14 protein-coding genes and 2 tRNA genes are annotated in these 15,047 nt (G+C 70.5%); 7 read left to right on the top strand and 9 right to left on the bottom strand.

The window, feature by feature from the left end:
• Positions 1–7: 7 nt before the first annotated feature.
• Positions 8–232, bottom strand: a complete 225-nt coding sequence (locus AB0L06_RS12455; RefSeq protein WP_500231055.1) for a DUF397 domain-containing protein — start codon at positions 230–232, stop codon at positions 8–10.
• A gap of 226 nt (positions 233–458) precedes the next feature.
• A complete protein-coding gene (locus tag AB0L06_RS12450) occupies positions 459–1,331 on the bottom strand; it encodes a helix-turn-helix domain-containing protein (protein ID WP_500231054.1) in 873 nt (290 codons plus the stop codon).
• Positions 1,332–2,196: 865 nt separating this feature from the next.
• Here AB0L06_RS12450 and AB0L06_RS12445 point away from each other — a divergent pair.
• Positions 2,197–3,756 carry a cyclic nucleotide-binding domain-containing protein gene (locus AB0L06_RS12445; RefSeq protein WP_500231053.1) on the top strand — a complete coding sequence of 520 codons (1,560 nt, stop codon included), beginning with the start codon at positions 2,197–2,199 and terminating at the stop codon, positions 3,754–3,756.
• Between the two features lie 315 nt (positions 3,757–4,071).
• On the opposite strand, the gene AB0L06_RS12440 is transcribed toward AB0L06_RS12445, so the two are convergent.
• The 3 genes from AB0L06_RS12440 to AB0L06_RS12430 all read right to left on the bottom strand — a co-directional run bounded on the left by AB0L06_RS12440 (position 4,072) and on the right by AB0L06_RS12430 (position 8,921).
• Positions 4,072–5,454, bottom strand: a complete 1,383-nt coding sequence (locus AB0L06_RS12440) for a sensor histidine kinase (RefSeq protein ID WP_500231052.1) — start codon at positions 5,452–5,454, stop codon at positions 4,072–4,074.
• A gap of 168 nt (positions 5,455–5,622) precedes the next feature.
• On the bottom strand, positions 5,623–7,317 hold the full coding sequence (locus tag AB0L06_RS12435) for an adenylate/guanylate cyclase domain-containing protein (RefSeq protein WP_500231051.1): 1,695 nt from the start codon (positions 7,315–7,317) through the stop codon (positions 5,623–5,625).
• A 191-nt stretch (positions 7,318–7,508) separates the two neighbouring features.
• Positions 7,509–8,921, bottom strand: coding sequence for an amino acid permease (locus AB0L06_RS12430; RefSeq protein WP_500231050.1), 1,413 nt, complete (start codon positions 8,919–8,921; stop codon positions 7,509–7,511).
• A gap of 469 nt (positions 8,922–9,390) precedes the next feature.
• Here AB0L06_RS12430 and AB0L06_RS12425 point away from each other — a divergent pair, with 469 nt between their 5' ends.
• The 6 genes from AB0L06_RS12425 (at position 9,391) to AB0L06_RS12400 (ending at position 13,303) form a co-directional block, all read left to right on the top strand.
• Complete coding sequence (locus AB0L06_RS12425) at positions 9,391–10,368, top strand: ABC transporter substrate-binding protein (protein ID WP_500231049.1); 978 nt, start codon at positions 9,391–9,393, stop codon at positions 10,366–10,368.
• Positions 10,365–11,183, top strand: coding sequence for an ABC transporter permease (locus AB0L06_RS12420; RefSeq protein ID WP_500231048.1), 819 nt, complete (start codon positions 10,365–10,367; stop codon positions 11,181–11,183). The genes AB0L06_RS12425 and AB0L06_RS12420 overlap by 4 nt, the downstream gene beginning before the upstream one ends.
• A complete protein-coding gene (locus AB0L06_RS12415; RefSeq protein WP_500231047.1) occupies positions 11,180–11,950 on the top strand; it encodes an ABC transporter permease in 771 nt (256 codons plus the stop codon). The genes AB0L06_RS12420 and AB0L06_RS12415 overlap by 4 nt, the downstream gene beginning before the upstream one ends.
• Positions 11,951–12,103: 153 nt before the next feature.
• Positions 12,104–12,178 (top strand) — tRNA-Asp (locus tag AB0L06_RS12410).
• Positions 12,179–12,201: 23 nt separating this feature from the next.
• Positions 12,202–12,275 (top strand) — tRNA-Phe (locus AB0L06_RS12405).
• Between the two features lie 86 nt (positions 12,276–12,361).
• Entirely contained in the window at positions 12,362–13,303 is a 942-nt protein-coding gene (locus tag AB0L06_RS12400; protein WP_500231046.1) for a tyrosine-type recombinase/integrase, read from the top strand.
• 45 nt (positions 13,304–13,348) lie between these two features.
• On the opposite strand, the gene AB0L06_RS12395 is transcribed toward AB0L06_RS12400, so the two are convergent.
• From AB0L06_RS12395 to AB0L06_RS12380, 4 genes are all read right to left on the bottom strand, one after another.
• Positions 13,349–13,918: a DUF1444 domain-containing protein gene (locus tag AB0L06_RS12395; RefSeq protein ID WP_500231045.1), complete on the bottom strand. Its 570-nt coding sequence runs from the start codon at positions 13,916–13,918 to the stop codon at positions 13,349–13,351.
• A 121-nt stretch (positions 13,919–14,039) separates the two neighbouring features.
• Positions 14,040–14,270 (bottom strand): hypothetical protein, encoded by a 231-nt coding sequence (locus AB0L06_RS12390; protein WP_500231044.1) that lies wholly within the window; start codon positions 14,268–14,270, stop codon positions 14,040–14,042.
• Between the two features lie 77 nt (positions 14,271–14,347).
• Entirely contained in the window at positions 14,348–14,641 is a 294-nt protein-coding gene (locus tag AB0L06_RS12385) for a helix-turn-helix domain-containing protein (RefSeq protein WP_500231043.1), read from the bottom strand.
• Between the two features lie 166 nt (positions 14,642–14,807).
• Entirely contained in the window at positions 14,808–14,987 is a 180-nt protein-coding gene (locus AB0L06_RS12380; RefSeq protein ID WP_500231042.1) for a DUF397 domain-containing protein, read from the bottom strand.
• Between the last annotated feature and the right edge of the window lie 60 nt (positions 14,988–15,047).

Genomic DNA, 15,047 nt, shown 5'->3' with positions numbered 1-15,047 from the left:
ACGAAAATCAGCCGGGCCTTGGCACGACGTCACATCGTCCGGCGCGAATGCTTGTCAGAAGTCCGCGCCACCGATCGTGACTCAGCTCCATCTCTCCGTACTCGGGCGCGTGAGAATCCCGCACGAGCACCAGCGCGCGCCAGGGCGCGACCTCGACGCACTCCTGCCCGGCGCCACTCGCGCTGCTTTTGCGCCAGTTCAGCGCATTCCCCCGGTCCGTCCGAACGACCATCCAGCAACCCTCCATACATTGCTGGCGGGGGCCACCTCGCCCGAAATCGGACCGGCGCACCCACCGAGCCAGGGTCGAGTTGGGCACAACTCACCACGACCTTGTGGCCTCTCCGCCCATGAGTGTAAACGTTTGTCCTTTTCCCGCCTACACTCCGCCACAAGATCACGGGTCGCCCTATATGGCCTGGTGGCCCGATAGGTGTGCGATTCGAGTTATCCCTCCCTCACCCCTCCAACTCCTCGGCGACCTGCCGGATGAGTTCGATGGTCTGGTCGGCCGGGAGCGCGGCCTCGAGCATGCGTTCGAAAATGTCCCGGTACTCGGCGACCTGCGGGTCGTCGCCCGTGATCGTCGCGGCAGTGCCCGGCCTGCCCTCCAGGTGGAGCACGTCGGACAGCTCGCCGTCGAACTCCAGCAGGACGAACGGACCGTAGACGCCCTGGTGGTATCCGGCCCGGAACGGGATGACCCGCACGCTGAGCTGGTCTTCGTTCTCCACCCGGTCGACGATGTGCTTGAGCTGCGCGGGCATGATGCCGGGGTCCCGACTCACCCCGACGTGGCGACGGATGACGGCTTCGTCCAGAAGGTAGAACTGGCGCGGCGGGTTCGCGCGCTCGCGGAGCCGGCGCTGGCGCTCCAGCCGGAGCTCGATCGCCATCTGCTGGGCGGTCGGGTTGGCCAGGTCGGAGGTGATCACCTGCGCGTACTCCGAAGTCTGCAGGAGACCCGGGATCAGCGCGTTGTGGAACTGCCTGATGTAGGACGCCCCGGCCGTATATCCGGTCAGGCTCAGCAGGTCGTCACCGACCAGGGTCCGGTACTTGTTCCACCAGGGGGTCTCGCGGGCCCCTCGGGCGAGCGTCTGCAGACGCTCCTGACGACTCTCGGACGTCACGTCGTACGTCATGAGGAGCGCCTGGAGGTCGGTACGAGTGATCGAACTCTTGCCGCCCTCGACCCTGATCAGCTTGGAAGGCGACCACTCCAGGGTGCGCGCCACCTGCTCCTGGGTCAGGCTCTTCTCTTTCCGGAGTCTGACGAGCTCGCTGCGCAGCAACGCGCTGTCGACTACAGGACCCTGGTCCGTGGCCATCTCAGCCTCATCCTCACTAGGAACGGGCGCAGGTGGGCGCGTCCGGCGTCCGAGCCCGAACGAGCGGCACCTTCACCCGCTTATCCGCTCGTTCTCACTTTGCGTAACTGAAATCATATAGCCGGTTGCTACCTGGCAACACGTAACAAGACACATTGCTGGCCGTCGAGGAGACATCAACCGTGACGGCACCCGGCTGCTCGGCGGGAGGCATCTCGCCACCGGGCGCACCCGCACTCCCCGCCGACCGGGCGGTCCACCGAAGAAGTGGCCCCACGTCCACCTCTGTCATGGTTTCAATCCTCTTCCTTGCGATAAGGCAGGTGCTAGGATGCAATGTAGCAAATCGGTAGACGCTCAGATGCTCCACACCAAGGTGGATGGTAGAAGCCTAGACCGTCCTTTACCGCGCGTGAGGGGTTTGCGGCATCGTCCGTGGTAGCGGGAGCGCGCCGATCGACACCGCGCCGACGCTCGGGAGGCAGTGACGACGGATCAAGCGCCCCGCAGGGACACGAACAGAGCCGCCCCGGATCCGTCTCGACACCGGTTGCCAGCCAGGGGATCGAGAGGGGACGGGGGCGGCTCCGCAGGGGACCGCCAGGTCGCCGCCGGCCCGGTGGCCCGCACCCGATCATCGGGGCGTGGGCTCGTTGACCAGCGGAAACGATGATGGTCTCCGTCAATCAAAGCACGCTCGACCGGTTCTCACCAGGGCCGGACCGGCATTCCGTTCCCGCGACGCCACGGCGGCGCGGGAGAGGTCGCGGAGGCCGGCACCGCGGGTCGGCACCCCCGCCGCACCCGCCCCAGCGCTTCGATTTCCGGCGGCTCGTCCCGCCCCCTCCCCCCTATGAGGGTCGTGATGACCAGTTATCCCCCAGATCGGCACCTTCCCTTCGATCCCGACGAAACTCCCGATTCCGGCGACATCGACCGGCCTCCCGACGAGGTCACCCGACGGGACCGTCCGGCCGGCGAACGCCCCCGCTCCGGGCCGGCGCGCTCGGGCGCGCACAGTGACGGCGGGTTGTTCGCCCCGACCCAGCCGATGCTCTGGCCCCTGGGCGAGGACGACGTGGCGGCCCCCACGCGTCCTTCGGTGTCCACGAGTGGACGCCGTCCGCAACTGGACGAGACCGGACGGCACGACCGTCCGCCGGTGCCCGCGGCCGAGCTCGACCACGTGCCGGGCCGAGCCGTCGAGGGGGCGGCCCGGCCCGGCGTCCCCGCCGTTCCGGCCGCCATGCACGGATCAGGGGTTCCGGCGCGTCACGGGGGACACGACGGCGCCCGCCTGCCGAACCCGTTCGAGGAGCCCACGCTGCCCGAGCCCGTGGGCTGGACGGCCGGTTCGGCGGACTTCTGGTCCGCGCTGACCTCGGTCGAGCGGATGCGCTTCCTGCGGTACTCCGAGCCCGAGGTGCTGCCCGCCGGGCACGTCCTGTGGCGGCAGCACGAGCACGCCGACCATGTGGCGGTCATCTGGAGCGGGAAGGTCACGATCCGGGTCCGGGAGAAGGGCGGTGAGCGGATCGTCGCGGTACGGGGGCCGGGCGACCTGATCGGCGAGCGGGCCGCGCTGCTCGTGCGGACGCGGTCGGCGACGGTCGTCGCGCTCGACCGGCTGACCGTGCTGCGGATGCCGGTGAGCGAGTTCGCCGCCTTCCTCACCGCGTACCCGCGCGTGCTGACCATCCTGGACCAGCAGATGTACGCGCGCCTCACGCAGCCCCCGGTGCGGGAGGAGCGGCGCTCGACGGTCACGGCCGCGACGGTGCCGGTGCCCCTGCCGCGCGGATCGGCTCCGCCGCCGGTGCGGCGGCGTCCGACGACCACACTCGACTGGGCCGGGACGGTCTGCTCCATCATCTTCGTCGACGTCGTGGGGTTCTCGGCCGAGCACCGCAACGACACCGACCGGATGGAACTGCGACGCATCCTGTACGAGGCCGTCCCGGAGGCGCTGGAGGGGTCGAGCGTCCCCTGGGCGGCCTGCTACCACGAGGACCGCGGCGACGGCATGCTCATCGTCGTCCCGCCGCAGGCCCCGCCCGCGCGGGTCGTCGACCCGATGCTGTCACTGCTCACCGCCCGGTTGCGCCGCCACAACCACGCCGCCAGCGAGGCGATGCGGCTGCGCGTCCGGCTGTCGCTGAACATCGGCCCGGTGATGCCGGACCGGGAGGGCGTGAACGGCGTGGCGATCATCCAGGCCGCCCGCCTGCTGGACGCGCCGGAGCTGCGGCGGCGCATGGCCGACACCGACGCGGACGTCGGTTTCATCGCGTCCGACCACGTGTACCAGTACGTCCTGGCGGCGGGGCCCGGGTACATCAACCCGCGGTCCTTCCAGCGCATCCGCTTCCGCGCGAAGGACGCGGCCTACACCGGGTGGATGCACCTGTCCCAGGGCACCTTCTGACCGTCCCCACCGCGATCGACCCCGCCGGACGGCGGCACGGGAGCACGCCGGCCGGTTCGCGGACCACCCCCCGCGCGGACCCTCCACCGCGCGGGGGTCAGCGCGTTCAGGGGCCCCGAGGACGCGACTCAGAGATGGATCCGCCCAGCCCGGGGAGCGCGGCTCAGCGGGCGAACGCCCGGCCCGGGGAGCGCAGCTCGGGCCCGGCCCGGGAGCACGGCTCAGCGGGTCGACCCGCACGGGCCGAGAGCGCGGCTCAGCGGGTGAACGCCCGGCCCGGGGAGCGCAGCTCGGGCCAGGCCCGGGGAGCGCGGCTCAGCGGGTGGAGCCGCCCGGCTCGGCACGGCCCGGGGAGCGCGGCTCGGGTCCGGTGCGGGGAGCGCGCGGGAGGCGCAGGACGAAGCAGGCGCCCGTCTCGCTGTCGGCGATGGTCAACGTCCCGCCGTGGGCCCGCGCGATCTCGCGCGCGATCGGCAGGCCGAGGCCGGTGCCGGTCGGGTCGCGGTCGCGGCTCTCCCGGAGCCGGACGAACCGCTGGAAGACCAGCTCGCGGTCCTCCGGCGGGACGCCCGCGCCGTCGTCGGCGACGGTCAGGACGGCCTCGTCGCCCTCGCCGGCGACCGACACCGAGATCCGGGACGCGGCGTGCCGTTCGGCGTTGGTGAGCAGGTTGGTCAGCAGCCGGGCGAGCTGGAGCCGGTCGCCGCGCACGACGACGCCCCGGTCGAGGTCCACCGAGGTGTGGGTGTCCTGGACGGCGCGGGCGAGCTCGGTGGAGACCAGCCGCGCGAGGTCCACCTCCTCGTCACCGGCGTCCGCGGAGGCGTCCAGGCTGGCGAGCGCGAGCAGGTCGGCGACGATCGCCTGCAGGCGGTCCAGGGACACCAGGACGTTCTGCGCGACCCGCGGCCAGTCGGCCTGGTCGGGGTACAGCAGCGCCTCCTCCAGCCCCGTGCGCGCGCCGGTGATCGGACTGCGCAGGTCGTGGGACGCGTCGGAGGTGAACCGGCGCTGCCGCTCCAGAGCGGCGTCCAGCCGGTCCAGGGTCGCGTTGGCGGTCTCGGCGAGTCGCCGGATCTCGTCCCCGACGGGCGGCACCGGCACCCGGCGGCCGGACTCGGTCGCGGTGATCTCGGCGAGCTCGTAGCGGATCGCGTCCACCGGAGCGAGCGTGCGGCCGATCGTCCGGCGGGTGAGGAGCGCGGTCAGCAGCGTGAGCGCCAGCGTCGCCCCGATCACGAACGCCAGCAGGGCCCCGCTCGCGTACCAGGGCCCGACCGGGTCGGCCGCGTACACCGTCCAGTCGCCGCCGGGCTGGAACACCCGGAAGGCGACCACGGTCATGCAGCCGCGCAGCCCGCGCGGCGGGCAGAGCACGCGGGAGGCGCTGACGGTCTCCTCACCCGGCTGGAACGAGGCGATGGGCGGGCGTCCGACCAGGCCGGGCGTCCCGGACACCACCCGGCTGTGCGCGTCCAGCACCTCCGCGGCCTCGACGCGGTCCACGTCCGGCAGCCGGACGGGCAGCCGGTGCCGCTCGGTCATCTGGACGAGGGTCATGGCCGCGGCCGTGATCCGCTCCCGGTCGTAGCCGGACACCCGGCCGTGCACGCCGGCGACCAGGAGCACGCTGATGACCACGCAGGCCAGCGCCGCCACAGCCGCGGCGAGCAGCGGCATGCGCACACGTATCGGCAAAGCCCGCAGTCTGGTCAACCGACCTCCCGTGGGGAGGTAATCATCCCGCCCGTCCCGTTTCCCCCTCAGGACGGCTCGCTCCACGACAAGAGGGCGCAAAAACCCGGTCGCGGCGTCCCGGGAGGTCGGACTGCGACGTCCCGGAAGGTCAGCCGGCGTCTTGGGAGATCAGCCGGCGACGTCCGGTTCGCCGTCGTGCGCGGGGCGGCGGCGGATCGGGACGCGCGGCCTCGGCAGCCTCGGGAAGCGGCGGGAGTCGCGCTGCTCGTCCTGCTCCGCGGCCTCGGTCCCGGCGGCGTCCGGGGCCCGGTCGGGCGGTCCCGGGAGGGCGAGGCGGGTCGCGCGGTTGCGTCCGCGCAGGTGGATCGTCTCGCCGAACCGCCACCGCCCGGCCTCGGCCTCCCCGGCGCGCTCGAGGACGATCCCGGACGCCAGCACCCGCTCGTCGTAGGTCTTGGCGAGGTCGCTGAGCCGCGCGGCCTCGTTCACCGGGTCGCCGATCACGGTGTACTCGAAGCGCTGCTCGGCCCCGATGTAGCCGGCGACGACCGGCCCCGCGGACACGCCGATCCCCGCGTCCACCTCGGGGACCTCCTCGCGCAGCCGGTCGCCCAGCTCGCGGGCCGCGCCGAGGGCCGCCCCGGCGGCGTCGTCCATCCCGGACGGCGCGCCGAAGATCGCCAGCGCCGCGTCCCCCTCGAACTTGTTGATCCAGCCCGCGTGCGCGGCGACCACCCGGACGACCACGGCGAAGAACGCGTTGAGCAGCACGACGACCTGGTCCGGGGAGCGGGTCTCGGCGAGCCGGGTGGAGCCGGTGAGGTCGACGAACAGCACCGCGACGTCCCGGGTCTCGCCGCCGAGCTCGATGTCGCGCTCGAACGCCAGGCCCGCGACCTCCTCGCCGACGTGCCGTCCGAACAGGTCGCGCAGCCGCTCGTGCTCGCGCAGCCCGGCGACCATGTCGTTGAACCCGGCCTGGAGCTGCCCGACCTCGCTCGCGTCGTACACCTCCACCTCGCCGGTCAGGTCGCCGAGCGCGACCCGGGTCATCCCGCCGCGCACCGCCTTGATCGGGTCGGCGATCGCCCGGACGGCCAGGAACGTCACGCCCGTCCCGACGCCGATCGCGGTCGCGCCGAGCGCCAGGATGGTCAGCGCGAGCTGGGTGGTGCGGATGCCGGGCGTGACCAACGCGGCGACGCCCACGCCCAGCAGCCCGAACACCGGGACGGCCGTGCCGAGCGCCCACGCGAGCATCACCCGCGTCGTCACCCCGGGCAGCCGGACGTTCTGGGCCGACCGGCTCTCCAGCGCGAGGGCGGCGGCGGGGCGCAGCAGCCGTTCGGACAGCAGGTAGACCGTCGTGCAGGTGGTGATCGCGCCGAGCAGGCAGGTGGATCCGACCTTGGTGGCCATCCGCGCGTTGAACAGCGCCGCGTCCAGCGCGGCCCAGCCGATCGCGCCGACCGCCCACAGCATCCCGACCAGGAGGGTCAGCCGGAGCGGCCCGAGCAGGACGGCCCGCCGCTGCGCCGCGTCCGGGACGCCGCCGTCGCGGGCCAGCCGGATCACCGGGCGCCACAGGGCCAGGCCGGTGGCCATCGCGACCGGCCCGGCGACGACCGGATAGCTGAAGAACGCGACCGTGTTCACGAGCCGGACGTGCTCGATCCCGTGGATCGGCGGGTCCGGGATGACGAAGGTGGCGAACAGCAGCACCACGATCGCGCCACCCAGGTTCGCCGTCGCGACCACGATCAGCAGCACCCAGCGGACGCGCAGCTCCAGCATCGTCCGGGGCGCGATGGGGATGAGATCGAGTCGCGCGGCCAGGCCGCGCTTCACGGTCCTGCCGGTCACCGGTCCCTCCCCCGTCGGGTGCGTCCACGATAGATCGGCACCCGCCCGGGGGCCCAGTCCGACTCACCCCGCAATGGCAGTGTTCACCCGCACTTGCACCCGCCGCGACGACCAGACCTGGCCGAACGCCCCGAAACCAGGACGGGGGCTCCCAGCGGATGCTGGAAGCCCCCGTCCGGGGAAAGCGGTCGTCAGACCGTGGCCGGAGCCTCTTCGGGCGTCTCGGCGGCGCGCACCGAGGCGCGCCGCACGAACTGCCAGCCGATCAGCATGATCGCGGCCCAGCCGAGCATCACCCACAGGGCGATGCGGGTGTCGGCCTCCCACGCGATCGTCACGACGACGAAGGCGAAGAACGCCAGCACCAGGTAGCTGGTGTAGGGCGCCCCCGGCATCCGGTAGGACGACCCGGGCAGCTCACCGCGCGCGACCTTCCGCCGGTAGATCAGGTGCGAGATGACGATGATGCTCCAGACCATCAGGGCGCCACCGGTCGAGACCGAGGTGATGTAGTCGAACGCCTTGCCCGGCGCGATCGCGTTCACGACCACGCCGATGCACATGACCAGCGCGGAGATCACGACGGTCAGCACCGGCACGCCGCGTCCGTTCAGCCGGCTCAGGATCGCCGGGCCGTCGCCGTTCACGCCCGCCGTCCGCAGCATCCTGGACGTGGAGTACAGCCCGCCCGCGTTGCAGGACGACAGCGCCGAGGTCAGCACGACGAAGTTGACGATGTCGCCGCCGTGCGCGATGCCGACCTTGTCGAAGGCGAGCACGAACGGGCTGGAGTCCGGGGAGAACACCGTCCACGGCACCACCGACAGGATGACCAGCAGCGACCCGAGGTAGAACAGGGCGAACCGGATCGGCAGCGCGTTGATCGCGCGCGGGATGTTCTTCTCCGGGTCCTTGGCCTCGGCCGCGGTCACGCCGACCAGCTCCACGCCGAGGTAGGCGAACAGCACCATCTGGAGCGTCATGATGACCGGCGTCGCACCCTCGGGGAAGAACCCGCCGTGCGACCAGAGGTTGTCGACGGACGCGGTCTTGCCCGCGTCGCCGAACCCGAACGCGAGCACCGCGACGCCGATCGCGATCATCGCGACGATCGCGACGACCTTGATCATCGCGAACCAGAACTCCAGCTCGCCGAAGAGCTTCACCGAGATCAGGTTGACCACGAACAGGATGATCAGCGCGATCAGCGCCGTCTTCCACTGCGCGACGTGCGGGAACCACTTCTGGATGTACTTGCCGGCGGCGGTCAGCTCGGCCATGCCGGTGGTGACCCAGATGATCCAGTACGTCCAGGTCGTCGCGTAGCCCCAGAACGGCCCGAGGAACTCGCGCGCGTACCCGGCGAAGCCGCCCTCGGCCCGGCGGTACATGAGCAGCTCGCCCAGCGCCCGGACGACGAAGAACAGCATGATCCCGGCGACGAGGTAGGTGACGATCAGGCCCGGCCCGGCCTTGGCGATGTTCTTGCCGGCGCCGAGGAACAGGCCCGTGCCGATCGTCCCGCCGATGGCGAGCATCTGGATCTGCCGGGTCCCGAGCCCCCTCTGATACCCCTCAGCGGGGGTGGATTCAGATTCAGCCATGAGCCGCCTTTCTCTTTCCGGACGCGCCCGGTGGAGCGACGCGCCACGACGGGAGCTGGTGCAGAAGGTTACAAAAGCGAACAACGTGCTTTAAGCGCCATACTCCGCACCAAACCCGGTATCCGACCGCTACCGGCCCGTTACCTGGCGTGGATCTTTCTCCCCCGATTTCAGGGCGGAACACCCGGAGCGCCCGCGCGGCGGGGCTTCCGCGCCTCGCGGCAGGCGTCCCGGAGGCCGTCCGGAGACCGTCCGGAGGCCGTCCGGAGGCCGTTTCGGTGGGCCCCTTGAGGGTGGTTTCGGTGGGCCGTCACCCCATTTTCACGACCCCCCGGACACGTTTCAGCAGGCCCGGCGGAGACGCCCCCACAGACGCCGGATCGGACGTTTCAGCGCCCTCCGTCACGGAGAGATGATCTTCCGTACACTGACGCCTCTTCGCAGCCCCCTGACGAGGAAATCCCCCCAGATGAAGCGCTCCCTCCTCGGGCTCGCGGCGATCGCCGCGAGCCTCATGCTGTCCGCCTCCGCCTGCGGATCCGGGTCCGGATCCGGCGCGGACAACCCGCAAGGGCTCGAGAAACCCGTCCTGAACGTGGGCGTCGTGCCCGTCCCCGACTCGGCGCCGCTCGCCATCGCGCAGCGGAGGGGCTTCTTCAAGGACGAGGGCCTGACCGTCCGGACCAAGCCGATCAAGGCGTCGCCCGAGGCCACGCCGCTGCTGCTCAACGGGTCCATGGACCTCGCGCTGCTGAACTACGTCTCCACGTTCACCGCGCAGGACAAGGGCGCCGTCGACTTCCGCCTGGTCGCCGACTCCTACCAGGGCTCCAACGGCTCGTTCGCCGTGCTCACCGGCAAGGACTCGGGCGTGCAGGGCCTCGCCGGGCTGAAGGGCCGCAAGGTCGCCGTCCCGGCCCTGAAGAGCATCACCGACCTGCTGCTGGCCGTCCAGCTGAAGAACGCGGGCCTCGACCCCGACAAGGACGTGACGGTCGTGCCCGTCCCGCTGCCCCTCATGGGCGCGGCCCTCAAGCAGGGCACCGTCGACGCGGTCGCCGCCGTCGAGCCGTTCGTCACCGACATCCAGACCGGCCAGGGCGGAAACCTGCTCTCCGACCTGGTCACCGGCCCGACCGAGGACTTCCCGGTCTCCGGCTGGGGCGGCACGGCCAAGTTCGCCGAGAAGCACCCGAAGACCATCGCCGCCTTCCAGCGCGCCATCATCCGCGCGACCAAGGTCGCCTCCGACCGCGGCGCCGTCACCGAGGTCATCCCGACCTACACCCAGATCCCCGCCGCCACCGCCGGCAAGATCTCCCTCGGCGCGTACCCCACCAGCCTGGACGCCGCGAAACTGCAGAAGGTCGCCGGCCTCATGGAACAGTACGGCTACCTCCAGAAGGCCCCGGACGTCCGAAAACTGATCGTGGCCTCGCCGAAGTGACCCCCGCGGCAGGAGTCCCCCGCAAGGCCGCCCCGCCTCGGCGGTCGCCCCGGAGAACCGCGTGGACCCGGACGAGGCGCGGCGTCCAGGGCGTCGCGGCGTTCCTCCTCCTCGCCGAGCTGGCGTCCCGGACCGGCCTGGTGGACCGGGACGTCCTGCCGCCCGTCTCGTCCGTCCTGACCGAGGCCGGACGCCTCGCCGGGGACGTCGCGTTCCGAACCGACCTGCGCGCCACCGTCACCGCCTGGCTGCTCGGCCTGGCGGAGGCGGTGGCGCTCGCCGTCCCGCTCGGCCTCCTCCTCGGCTCCCTGCCGCGCCTGGAGGCGGTCGTCCGCCCGGTCCTGGAGTTCCTCCGCCCGATCCCGGCCGTCGCCATCATCCCGCTGGCCATGCTCCTGTTCCCGGACGCGCTGGACCTGAAGACGACGATCGTCGTCTACGCGTCCTGCTGGCCGGTGCTCGTCAACACCCTGTACGGCCTGCGCGAGGTGGACCCGGTCGCCCGCGAGTCCCTGGCGTCCTTCGGGTTCGGCCCCCTCTCCGTCCTGCTGCGCGTCTCCCTGCCGTCCATCGCCCCGTTCGTCGCGGCCGGCGTCCGGATGTCGGCGGGCATCGCCCTCATCGCCACGGTCAGCGCCGAACTCTTCGCGAGCGGCTCGGCGGGCATCGGCACGTTCATCAACACCGCCGGAAGCTCGGCCCGCATGGAGCCGATGCTCGCCGCGGCCCTCTGGGCGGGCGTCCTCGGCCTGCTCGGCAACGGCGTCCTCGCCGCCATGGAACACCGCCTGTTCCGCTGGAGGACGGCCCGATGATCCTCCGCCTGGCCCGCCTGGCGTCCCTGCCCGTCGCGTTCGTCCTCTGGGAGATCGCCACCCGCCGCGCGGACGACCCGTTCTTCCCGCCGCCGACCGAGATCCTCGCCCGGATGCACAAGGACTGGTTCTCCGGCCCCGCGTCCCACCTGTTCCTGACCGGCCAGGCGACCGGCAACATCTTCCCGAGCCTCGCCCGCCTCCTCACCGGCTGGGCCATCGCCTGCGTCCTGGGCGTCGCCGTCGGCCTCCTGGCCGGACGCTCCCCCCGCGTCGCCGACCACCTGGCGCCCCTGATCCACCTCTTCCGCGCCATCCCCCCGCCGGCCCTGGCCCCGGTCTTCCTCGCCGCCTTCAAGATCGGCACCGAGATGCAGGTCGCCACGATCGTCTTCGGCGTCGTCTGGCCCGTCCTGCTGAACTCGGTCGAGGGCGCCCGGGACATCGACCCGCTCAAGCTCGAGACCGCCCGCGCCTTCCGCCTCTCCCGGCGGGCACGGATCCTCCGCGTCCTCCTCCCGGCCGCCGCCCCCAAGATCTTCGCCGGCCTCCGCCTCAGCCTCTCCACGGCCCTGATCCTCATGGTGATCTCGGAACTCGTCGGCAGCGTCAACGGCATCGGCTACCTGCAGATGCTCGCCCAGAGCACCACCGACATCCCCGGCGTCTGGACCTGCATCGTCCTGCTGGGCGCCCTCGGCCTCGTCCTGAACGCCACGTTCCTCACCCTGGAACGCCACCTCCTCACCTGGCGAGGCCAGGGCTGACCACCCCCTCCAAACCCGCCCGATCCCACCCCCGCTTATCGAGTTGGCACTCACCTCGAGCATCCCGTAAGCTCATGCCTGTCGCCGAGAGCGAGGGCCCAAAAAGCCCCGGTCACGGAACACCTCCGAACCAGCTAGACTCGGAGCACGCAAGGTCCTGTGGAGCAGCTAGGAGTGCTCGCCACCCTGTCAAGGTGGAGGCCGCGGGTTCAAATCCCGTCAGGACCGCAAGACGCGCGGACGTGCGTCATGGGTAGGTAGCTCAGTCGGTACGAGCGTCCGCCTGAAAAGCGGAAGGTCGGCGGTTCGACCCCGCCCCTGCCCACATCTTGCCTCTGACCAGCGAGAACACCGGTAACGGGTTGATCACCCCAGGTGTACATCGCTGGAACAGAGGAAAACTTTCCCACGATGGGTACGCATCGCAGGCGGCCCAAGAACCTCCACGCAGGTTCCTACCAGGCCGCGATCAATTCCTTCGCCCTCCACCTCAACGCTGAGGGCAAATCCCCTAAGACGGTACGAACCTACGTCGAAGCGACGCAATGGTTCGCTGCCGCGCATCTTCGCGACAAGACCACTCACACCGACTGGGACGACGTCATCCCCGACGACGTCCGGGCCTGGATGGTCTGGCTGCTCGACTCCTACTCCGACAGCTACGCGAACAACCAGTACCGGGCGCTCCAGCAGTTCTTCCGCTGGTGGTCCGACGACGAGGAACTTCCGAACCCGATGGCCAAGCTCCGGCCGCCGTCGGTGGGCGAGAAGGTCGTCCCCGTCTTCACCGAGGACGAACTCAACAAGCTCCTGCGCAGTTGCGAAGGCCGGACGTTCGTCCAGCGCCGCGACTTCGCCATCCTGACGCTCTTCCGCTCGACCGGCCTCCGCCTCTCGGAACTCGCCGGCATCACCTACGACCCCGACGACCAGGACCGCAGCGACCTCGACCTGATGCGCCGCGAACTCCTGGTCACCGGCAAGGGCAACAAGCAGCGCATCGTCCGCTTCGGCCACGGAGCGGCCCGCGCGACCGACCGCTACATCCGCGTCCGCAACAAGCACACCTACGCGTCCAACCGCGCCCTGTGGCTGGGCACCAACAACCGCCCGCCCATGACGGCGAACGGCATCTACCAGATGGTCGCCCGCCGCGGAGAGGAGTGCGGCGTCGCCGTCAACCCGCACAAGTTCCGCCACCACTTCTCCCACACCTGGCTCGACCGGGGCGGTGCCGAGGGCGACCTGATGGAACTCAACGGCTGGACGTCCCCGCAGATGCTCCGCCGCTACGGCAAGAGCGCCGCCAGCAAACGAGCCCGCCGCACCTACGACCGCATCATGGAGGACTGACAAGACGACGGCCCCAGGCAACTCACCTGGGGCCGTCGTCATCATTCATTCCCTCAGCTGCTTCCACTTCCCATCACGCCGCACCAACAGCGTTCTTGTTAGTTTCAGGCGCTCGTCCTGGCGCTGCCTCATGCCTTCCCACACCCGATCGGCGTCCTGCACCAACGCCTCAATACCGCCCGCCACTTGGCTCCCCGTGACCATCAACATGTCGCGGGCGGGAACTGCGGCGATCAGCTCGCCGGGAAGCTGCGGCTCGACCTGCTCCCAGAGATTGTCGACCAGCAGCAGGCTCGCCTCCAGGTCGCCTCCAAGGAGGAACCCGATGCGTCGATCTCCTTGCACGATCCGTGGCTTGTCCCGCCGGAGCGTGAGGTTGTGGACCCCAAGGTGAGGTAGCTCATCAGGCCTGACGCCAAGCCGCGCGCAGTCGGTGTAAGTGACGTCCTGGAATCGGTTCTCAAGGTCGAAGACGTAGCCGACACAGAGCTCGCCAAGCCAGCGCTCAATGATCGGCTCCGGGCCCGGCGGGGGCTCGGAAGCCTCCCCTGGGCCCCTTTGACTCAATTTCATCAGCGGAAGGATGGAGCCCGCGTCGAGCGTTTTCTGAGGCATCTGGTCTCCCGCCGTGGCCTTGCACTATCGGGCGATCACCCTATTGGGGCCCTCACGGTGGCCAGGCAGCATCTTCAACGAAGAGCGAGGGCCTGGGCATTGAACGCCCAAGCCCTCGCGGTCACTGTCGTCGTCTCGCTTGTGCGCTGCGTTTCGCAAGTCGGAGCATGTAGGCGCGCTTCGCGTGCTCGGCTCGCTGTCGGCGCTCGTCGGGGTCGAGCTGCCCGTCCGGATCGACCTCGCGCTCGAAGCGAGCGAGGAAGGCGTCACGGGCGGGCTGGGTGCGTTTCTTGCGGTCGTGCGTTCTACTCCAGGAGGTCAGGGCGGCGATGCGCTTGTCGATACTGCTCACAATCACCTGCTTCACGGATCGTCGCGCCGCTCACGAACGCCCCCGCCGTCGCAAGCGCACGCGGATGGATAGCCGGTTCAGTTCTCGCTGTCAGTGGACGCAGCGCCAGTCCGGGCCCGGCGCTGCGCACGGTAGCCCGCGCCCTTCGTCGGCTTGGGTTCTTTGGGGACGGACAGCTCCGGCTCACGATGCGGTTGCCGAAGCACCTCGCGAACGGCTTCCCAGGAGTACCGGAAGTCCTTGCCGGTCTTGAGCGCGGGGATCTGCCCGGCGTTGGCCATCCGCCGGACGGTCTGCGCCGACAGCCCCAACTTCGCCGCCAGCTCCGCGGTGGTCAGCACATCAGGGTCACGGCCTGCCTGCTCGGACATCAGCGCACTCCAGATCAACGAACGAGGCGCTCGGCAGCACGCTCTTCGACCGCTTAACAAAGCTTGAAGCTGTTTGCGCTCCAACACTGCCACGCTGAGTAGTCTTTTGACAACCACCGCGCCGCGCGTCCACCGATCCGCCCTTGCTGGCGGGCAGGACGAGTCCTTAGCTGCTCGCCCGATCCCTCACGCACCGCAGCACCGCGCGCCACGCAGCAGGGTTCACGAACAGAACGCCCGAGTCCGGAGCCTTTGAGTCACGAAGGGCGATCAGCCTGGACGGGTGCCACTTCGACGCAGTCGCTGTCCGTGCTCCCGCTCCAGTTGACTTGTGCCAGCGGTCCACATCCAGGCCGGACCAGCTCCCTGCGGATCGACCAGAGCCTCCGAAGCGCCACAGTCCGGG

Origin of the sequence: Spirillospora sp. NPDC052269 (genome assembly GCF_040679435.1) — a bacterium.
Lineage (GTDB): Bacteria > Actinomycetota > Actinomycetes > Streptosporangiales > Streptosporangiaceae > Spirillospora.
This window is presented reverse-complemented; position numbering and strand designations above follow the sequence as displayed.

Excerpts from the sequence above, each read along its gene's own strand:
- AB0L06_RS12395 (WP_500231045.1), bottom strand. The coding sequence starts at position 13,918 with ATGCCTCAGAAAACGCTCGACGCGGGCTCCATCCTTCCGCTGATGAAA.
- AB0L06_RS12445 (WP_500231053.1), top strand. The coding sequence starts at position 2,197 with ATGACCAGTTATCCCCCAGATCGGCACCTTCCCTTCGATCCCGACGAA.
- AB0L06_RS12450 (WP_500231054.1), bottom strand. The coding sequence starts at position 1,331 with ATGGCCACGGACCAGGGTCCTGTAGTCGACAGCGCGTTGCTGCGCAGC.
- AB0L06_RS12430 (WP_500231050.1), bottom strand. The coding sequence starts at position 8,921 with ATGGCTGAATCTGAATCCACCCCCGCTGAGGGGTATCAGAGGGGGCTC.
- AB0L06_RS12455 (WP_500231055.1), bottom strand. The coding sequence starts at position 232 with ATGGTCGTTCGGACGGACCGGGGGAATGCGCTGAACTGGCGCAAAAGC.
- AB0L06_RS12415 (WP_500231047.1), top strand. The coding sequence starts at position 11,180 with ATGATCCTCCGCCTGGCCCGCCTGGCGTCCCTGCCCGTCGCGTTCGTC.
- AB0L06_RS12385 (WP_500231043.1), bottom strand. The coding sequence starts at position 14,641 with ATGTCCGAGCAGGCAGGCCGTGACCCTGATGTGCTGACCACCGCGGAG.
- AB0L06_RS12400 (WP_500231046.1), top strand. The coding sequence starts at position 12,362 with ATGGGTACGCATCGCAGGCGGCCCAAGAACCTCCACGCAGGTTCCTAC.
- AB0L06_RS12425 (WP_500231049.1), top strand. The coding sequence starts at position 9,391 with ATGAAGCGCTCCCTCCTCGGGCTCGCGGCGATCGCCGCGAGCCTCATG.